The organism is Phocaeicola coprophilus DSM 18228 = JCM 13818 (genome assembly GCF_000157915.1).
GTDB classification, from domain to species: Bacteria; Bacteroidota; Bacteroidia; order Bacteroidales; family Bacteroidaceae; genus Phocaeicola; species Phocaeicola coprophilus.
In genome coordinates this window covers 130383-138169 of record NZ_EQ973634.1, presented here as the reverse complement: position 1 = coordinate 138169, position 7787 = coordinate 130383, and the positions used below count along the sequence as shown (strand labels likewise).

The 7787-nt window shown below is 46.5% G+C and carries 7 protein-coding genes and 1 tRNA gene; 7 read left to right on the top strand and 1 reads right to left on the bottom strand.

The features are described 5' to 3' along the window. Window positions 1-364: hypothetical protein (locus tag BACCOPRO_RS17990; protein WP_008141418.1), on the top strand; the 364-nt coding region annotated here is incomplete at its 5' end. Window positions 365-532: 168 nt separating this feature from the next. Here the strand turns inward: BACCOPRO_RS17990 and BACCOPRO_RS04630 are convergent. Next, window positions 533-605: transfer RNA gene (locus BACCOPRO_RS04630), tRNA-Thr, on the bottom strand. A gap of 336 nt (window positions 606-941) precedes the next feature. On the opposite strand from BACCOPRO_RS04630, the gene BACCOPRO_RS04620 reads away from it, so the two are divergent. The 6 genes from BACCOPRO_RS04620 (at window position 942) to BACCOPRO_RS04595 (ending at window position 7404) form a co-directional block, all read left to right on the top strand. After that, complete coding sequence (locus BACCOPRO_RS04620) at window positions 942-2432, top strand: butyryl-CoA:acetate CoA transferase (RefSeq protein WP_008141414.1); 1491 nt, start codon at window positions 942-944, stop codon at window positions 2430-2432. Window positions 2433-2450: 18 nt separating this feature from the next. After that, complete coding sequence (locus tag BACCOPRO_RS04615) at window positions 2451-3365, top strand: ribonuclease Z (RefSeq protein WP_022277308.1); 915 nt, start codon at window positions 2451-2453, stop codon at window positions 3363-3365. Between the two features lie 72 nt (window positions 3366-3437). Beyond that, window positions 3438-3989: an RNA polymerase sigma factor gene (locus tag BACCOPRO_RS04610; protein ID WP_008141410.1), complete on the top strand. Its 552-nt coding sequence runs from the start codon at window positions 3438-3440 to the stop codon at window positions 3987-3989. Between the two features lie 51 nt (window positions 3990-4040). After that, window positions 4041-4418, top strand: coding sequence for a hypothetical protein (locus BACCOPRO_RS04605; protein WP_008141408.1), 378 nt, complete (start codon window positions 4041-4043; stop codon window positions 4416-4418). Between the two features lie 15 nt (window positions 4419-4433). Further along, entirely contained in the window at window positions 4434-4871 is a 438-nt protein-coding gene (locus BACCOPRO_RS04600; RefSeq protein ID WP_008141406.1) for a hypothetical protein, read from the top strand. Window positions 4872-5058: 187 nt separating this feature from the next. Then, window positions 5059-7404: a family 20 glycosylhydrolase gene (locus BACCOPRO_RS04595; protein ID WP_008141404.1), complete on the top strand. Its 2346-nt coding sequence runs from the start codon at window positions 5059-5061 to the stop codon at window positions 7402-7404. The last annotated feature ends 383 nt before the right edge of the window (window positions 7405-7787 follow it).

The window sequence follows — 7787 nt, the reverse complement described above, 5'->3', positions numbered from 1 at the left end:
ACAAGGAAACCTGAAGAAATCTATTCAATTTTCAGAAAACCCAGTCCCAAGGGTAAATGAAGAAAGAGAAGCACTTGCCTTGGAAGAAGGATACAATGGAACATCCTTTATCTTTCCTTCCGAAAACTACCTTTATTTAAAACGGAGTCACGTTGAAGTCGAAAAAAAGGGTGGTTCTTATATTCCTCATGAGACATTTACAATTGTTAAACTTGATTGGGATGGTAACGTTATCGGACACTATTCTTTTGATGAAGAAATAGGATTTTTCTGTGTCAATGAAAAAACCTCCGATTTATATATCATTGTGCATACAATAGAAGGAATGAACGAGTATTACGACTTAAAGAAATATAAAATATGATTGTTGTGCCGTTCAAATTGATGGACATTATTATAAGTCTCAATGTGAAGAATCTATCTGTAACACAACTTCAAATAAGAATATCTGAATTAAAAGTGAAGTATTAATTGATCCATAAAAAAGTCAGGGAATCAAGCTTTAACAGACTTAATTCCCTGACTTTTTATGAGCCGAAAGCGGGACTCGAACCCGCGACTTACTCATTACGAATGAGTTACTCTACCAACTGAGTTATTTCGGCTTTATCTCTAACGCTCTCTTGGAAAAGCGATGCAAATTTACTGCTTTCTTTGAAGTTGCAAAACGAATTCGGGATTTTTTTTCATTCCACAGGCGTTTTTTACTCTTTTCTTCTCAGACAGCAAGCACTTGCTGAACAAATAAATTCAAATATACCTTCTTTAAAACGAATCCTCTTTCTAAATGCTTTTTTCTTTATTTTTCTTATAAATATTACATTTATTATCCATTTCAAAGGTATTTCTGCATAATATGCATTTTTAATTGTATTTTTATTTGAAAATATAAAGTGATATTTTACTTTTGTGCCCGAAAAAAATACAACGACAGCTAAATTATGAATTATCCTTTTCTAACGGCAGCCGAAGCTGCCAGCATCATACGTCACGGGGATACAGTCGGAATCGGAGGATTCTCTTCGGTAGGTACCCCCAAAGCTATTCCGGCAGCATTGGCCGAACGTGCCCGGGAACTGCATGAGCAGGGCCATCCTTTCCAGGTGGGACTGATCACAGGCGGAGCTACGGGAAATCAGATAGATAAGGCACTGGCAGAAGTACAGGCGGTTTCTTTCCGTACTCCTTTCCAGTCCAACAAAAGCATGCGTGAAGCCATCAATACTAACAACGCACGTTATTTTGATGTGCATCTCTCGCTGATCGGACAGGACGTACGCTATGGATTTCTGGGAAAAATCAATGTAGCCATCATCGAAGCCTCAGCCATCACTGAAAACGGAGAAATTATTCTGAGTACATCCGTAGGCATCTCACCTACACTGGTGGAAATGGCCGACAAGATCCTGATTGAGCTTAATGAAGCGCATGAAGATCACCTGACGGGCATGCACGACATCTACTTGCCGGATATGCCGCCTCACCGGCGTGAAATCCCTGTTTATCGCGTAAACGACCGGATCGGAACAATCAGTATTCAGGCTGATCCGCGTAAAGTAGCCGGTGTCGTCCGTACCTGCGAACGGGATGCCATAGCTCCTTTTACTCCGCAAAACGAAACGACTCTTCAGATCGGACGCAATGTGGCAGACTTTCTGGTTCGGGAATGGAAAAAAGGAGCCATCCCCCACGAATTCCTTCCACTTCAGTCCGGAGTGGGCAACATCGCCAATGCCGTACTGGGAGCACTTGGAGCCGACAGGCAGCTTCCTCCTTTCTCCATGTTTACGGAAGTGATCCAGAACTCGGTCATCGACCTGATGCTGGACGGACGTATCTGCTTTGCCACCGGAAGTTCGCTGACACTTTCTGATGACAAACTGGACTTGCTATATGACAACATGGATACGCTCGGCAAACGGATTCTGCTTCGTCCGCAAGAGATTACCAACCATCCGGAAACAATCCGCCGGCTAGGGGTCATCGCCATCAATACGGCATTGGAAGCGGACATCTTCGGCAATGTGAACAGTACTCATGTGCTTGGAAGACAGATAATGAACGGAATCGGCGGCTCCGGCGACTTTGCCCGCAATGCCTATCTGTCCATCTTCACGACACCGTCGACAGCTAAAGGCGGACTCATCTCTTCCATCGTGCCTCAGGTTTCGCACACCGACAGCACCGAACACGACGTGCGCATCCTGATCACGGAACAGGGCGTAGCCGACCTGCGGGGCAAATCGCCGCGGCAACGTGCGGAATGCATCATCGAAAACTGTGCTCACCCGGACTACCGCCAGCTGTTGTGGGACTACGTGAAACTGTCGGACGGAACATCCTGTCACACTCCCCTCTCCCTGCGCAACGCACTGAAAATGCATCTTGCATTTGCAGAAACCGGCGACATGCGGAATACGGTTTTCGAATAAAATCGTATCTTTGTCGGCATGGAAAAGTTCGACGTTCACATATTAGGATGCGGATCGGCCCTGCCTACCCTGAGGCATTCGGCAACATCGCAAGTGGTAAACATCCGCGAAAAGCTGTTCATGATCGACTGCGGAGAAGGCACTCAGGTGCAGCTCCGCCGGTCACGACTCCGCTTCGGGCGACTGAACCACATATTCATTTCCCATCTGCACGGCGACCACTGCTTCGGCCTGATGGGACTGATTTCCACCTTCGGAATGCTGGAACGTACCGCCGACCTGCATATCTATGCCCATGCCGAACTGGAAAAACTGCTCGCTCCGCAACTCAACTACTTCTGCAAGGGAATGACTTATAAGGTGGTATTCCACGCGATTGATCCCGGAGAACAGGCCGTCATCTACGACGACCGTTCCGTCAGTGTAGAAACGATTCCTCTTCGCCATAAGCTGCCTACCTGCGGTTTTCTGTTCCGCGAAAAGCCGGTTCCCAATCACATCATACGCGAGATGATTGATTTTTATCACATTCCTCTCTATCTGATCAACCGGATCAAGAACGGAGAAGACTACCAGATGGAAGACGGAACCGTAATTCCCAATGCACGGCTCACCATCCCGTCCGATCCGCCCCGCACCTATGCATACTGCTCGGATACTTGCTATTTGCCACGCATCACCGAACAGATCAAAGGTGTCGACCTGCTTTTTCACGAGGCGACTTTCACTACCTCCGAACTGGCACGGGCCAAGGCCACCCTACACTCCACCGCAGAACAGGCAGCACTGATCGCCCGGGAAGCCGGAGTGAAGCAACTGATGATCGGACATTTCTCGGCACGCTATGAAGATGACAGCCTACTGCTGAAAGAAGCTTCAGCCATTTTCCCGCAAACCATTCTGGCACAGGAAAACCTGAAAATCGAACTCTAAAGGGAAAGCCGGGAAGTTAATAAAAACAAAACCCATTAAACCAGACAAAGAAAAAAGCATCTATTCATTGTCATGAGCAACTATAACGAACAAGAAATAGCCCAACAGCTTCAGGATTCGTCCAAATGCCGGAAAGCATTTGAGCAGGTGGTCAAAGCCTACAGCGAACAACTGTACTGGCAAATCAGGCGTATGGTGCTTTCGCACGATGATGCCAACGATCTGCTGCAGAATACCTTCATCAAGGCCTGGAGTAATCTGGAATATTTCCGGGGAGATGCCAGGCTCTCGACCTGGCTCTACCGGATCGCGTTCAATGAGTGCCTGAATTTCCTGAACAGACAACGGGCACAAGACCAGCTTTCCATAGATGATACGGAAGCTGTTATGGTCAACAAACTGGAAAGCGATCCTTATTTTGACGGTGACGAAACCCAGAAACTGTTCCAGAAGGCAATTCTTCAGCTCCCGGAAAAACAGCGCATCATCTTCAACCTGAAGTACTTTCAGGAAATGAAATATGAAGAGATTTCAGAGATTCTGGGTACCAGCGTCGGTGCCTTGAAAGCCTCCTATCATCATGCCGTGAAAAAAATTGAAGAATTTTTCGAGAAGCACGATTAAACCTTTTGAACAAAATCATATCTTAGTAATACATACATAAAAACAACAACCATGAAGGAAGAAAACGAATTACGAAAAAAATACGGCGCTCCGAATCCCTTTACCGTACCGGAAGGGTATTTTGAAAATCTTGCCGGCAAAGTGATGGAACAGCTTCCGGAAAAAGAAAGCCAGCCTCAGCCCGAAGTTACCATGTGGGAACGTGTAAGACCATGGGTCTACATGGCTGCCATGTTCTGTGGCTTGATGTTCGGCGTACGCGTCATGGTGAATCAATCCAAGCATCCGGTATCCAGCCAGAACGGACATACAGAGACTTTCTCCGAAATTCCGGACGAATATATTGATCCCATTGTCAACCAGACCATGATGGATGATTATACGCTTTACCAATACCTGACTGATGCAAATACAGAAATTTATCAATAATTAATTCATTGACCCATGAAAAGAAAACTCTATATCCTCACCCTGATGGCTCTTTGCTGTCTGACTGGAATCCATGCACAGAAAGGGCATTTCAGCAAAGAGGAGTTCCGCAGCCGCCAGCAGGCCTTTATCACAGAAAAGGCGGGACTGAATGCGCAGGAAGCAGCCAGGTTCTTCCCGCTTTATTTTGAACTGCAGGACAAGAAGCAGGAACAAAACAAGGAAGCCTGGCAGAAAATGCGCAAGGGAAAAGATCCCAATACCACGGAAACCGAATACGCCAAGATTGTGGAAGACGTGATCAAGGCACGGATAGCAACCGATCAGCTGGAACTGGAATATGTCCAGAAATACAAAAAGTTCCTGTCGGCCAAAAAAATTTATCAAGTTCAGAAAGCCGAAATGAAATTCCACCGGGAATTACTGAAAGGCCAGCCGCGGAAACAAAAATAACAGAAACAGCATGCAGGAATCCTGTCACTCTCCGGTTATAAGGGGAATGACAGGATTTTTATTAGAATCATACCCTTCATTCTTCCGGAATCTTTCCTTTTCCTCTTTTTCTCAAACCTTTATTTTCATATCTTAATTCTTTGTCCTAACTTTGGCGAGAAATTGTTTTTTAATCTAACACATTCGTATGAAGAATCATTTATTAACCTTTTGCGCAAGTGCATCTTTCAGTTTACTGGTAGCCTGTAGCGGCCAGCCCGGTGAAGTGAAGTCTTACAATGAAGGCATCAACATCATTCCGATGCCTCAGAGTCTCGTACAACAGCAAGGTGCTTTCCGTCTTTCAGGAAGTACTTCTTTGGGAGCAGCTTCACCCGAAGCCAAAACCATTGCAGAATTTTTTGCAGCTAAAATGAGAACCGCCACCGGTTATGACATTACCGTAGGCGAAAGTGGAAACATCACCCTGAAACTGGATGAATCACTGGACGTAAACGATGAAGGCTATCAGCTGGATGTTACCGGCGATGCTGTCAACGTAACCGCAAAGACTCCTCAAGGCCTTTTCTATGGTATGCAGACTTTCATGCAGCTGCTGCCTGCAGAAATCGAGAGTGCTCAGAAAGTAAGTGGAATTGCATGGACTGCACAGGCAGTCAGCATCAAGGATGAACCCCGCTTCGGCTATCGCGGAATCATGCTGGATCCCTGCCGTCACTTCATGCCGGCAGAAAATGTCAAGAAGTTTATTGACGTACTGTCACTCTTCAAGATCAACCGCCTGCACTGGCACCTGACAGACGACCAGGGATGGCGTATCGAAATCAAGAAATATCCGAAACTGACAGAAATCGGTTCCAAACGTGTCGAAGGCGAAGGAACAGAACACAGCGGATATTATACTCAGGAAGAAATCAAAGACATTGTGAAATATGCAGCCGACCATTTCATTACTGTAGTTCCCGAACTGGAACTTCCGGGTCACGAAATGGCTGCCATTGCTGCTTATCCCGAACTTTCCTGCAAGGGAGAAGCTGGAACACCGCGTGTCATCTGGGGCGTGGAAGACATCGTCATGTGTCCGGGTAAAGAAGACATGTTCAAGTTCCTGGAAGATGTTATTGACGAAATGGTACCTCTGTTCCCGAGCGAATATTTCCACATCGGTGGTGACGAATGTCCGAAGACAAGCTGGAAGAACTGTCCGCTCTGTCAGCAGCGCATCCGTAAGGAAGGTCTGACTGCCGACAAGAATCATTCAGCAGAAGAAAAACTGCAGAGTTATGTCATCCAGCGCATGGAAAAATACCTGGCAACAAAGGGAAAGAAAATCATCGGTTGGGATGAAATCCTTGAAGGAGGTCTGGCTCCGAGCGCAACCGTTATGTCATGGAGAGGTGAAGACGGAGGTATCGCTGCTGCATCCATGAACCATACGGTTATCATGACTCCGGGTGGAAACGGTATGTATCTGGACGCTTACCAGGGTGATTCCAAGATCGAACCGGTAACCATCGGCGGTTATACTACACTGGAAAAGACTTACAGCTACAACCCGGTACCCGACACACTGGCTGCCATGGGTAAAGGTGATTATGTATTGGGTGTACAGGGAAATACCTGGTCTGAATATATGTATAGCGAAGCTATCCGTGAATACATGACCTTCCCGCGTATCATTGCAGTTGCTGAAATCGGATGGACCAATCTGGACCGCAAGGATTACAAAGACTTCGAACGCCGTATCAACAACGCTTATGTACGTCTGGATGAACACAATGTAAATTACCACATTCCGATGCCGGAACAGCCGAACGGTTCATGTAACTTCGTGGCTTTCACTGACAAGGCTACACTGGAATTTACCACTTCACGTCCGATGACAATTGTGTACACCACCGACGGAAGCGAACCGACTGCACAGTCAACCGTTTACTCGGCTCCTCTGACATTTACTGAAAATACAACCCTGAAGATCGCTTCTGCACTTCCTTCCGGCAAGCTGAGCACTGTACGTACCATCCAGGTAGAAAAACAGACACTGGCTCCTGCTAAAGAAGTGGAAAAGACTGCTCCGGGCCTGAACATGCAGGTATTCGACGGCATGTTCCTGAACGTGAAAGATCTGGAAGCTGCAAAACTTCAGCCCAGAGAAACCAAGGTAATCGAAGAAACACGCGCACTGACCGCACAGACACCGTCTCCGGAATCCATGCGTGGCGTTAAACAATATGCTTCAGTTGCTACCGGTTATGTAAATATCCCGGAAGATGGCGTTTACTACATTTCTTCTGATCTGGAAGAAGTATGGATCGACGGCAAACTGCTGGTTAACAACGGTGGTGAAGTGAAACGCTTCTCTCGTCATGATTCATCCGTAGCTCTGGCCAAAGGTCTGCACGAAATCAAGGCAGTGTTCCTGGGACACATCATCGGCGGATGGCCTTCAAACTGGAATGACGGCAGCATCAAACTGCGTAAAGAAGGACAAGACAAGTTCACTAAGATTACAGGTGATATGCTGAGCCATTAATCGGACAACGTTCATCTGAAATTCAATCAGGCAGGGGGAAAACAGCTATCCAAGGTTTTCCTCCTGCTTTTATTTTATCCCTACTTCCCCAACCTTCTCTGGTATTTAAATGCTCTTACCGCAATCAACCTTGCAATAAAGGTAGCTTTCAGTGTTTCCACTCCATACCTTTCTTTTTCGGAAACGACCGGCAGGCTTATCATTTCATCAGCATTATCTGCTTACCCTCCGCCGGAATTTCTCCCGACTTCTCCCGGATCCAAACAAAAGCAGGATTCTTACTCTCCTGAAATCCATACCTGCTGGCATAAAAAAACAGGAGCTGTGCCTTCCGTCTGACACAGCTCCTGTCACCTTTGACTGATTTCCTGAAACTACCTGTT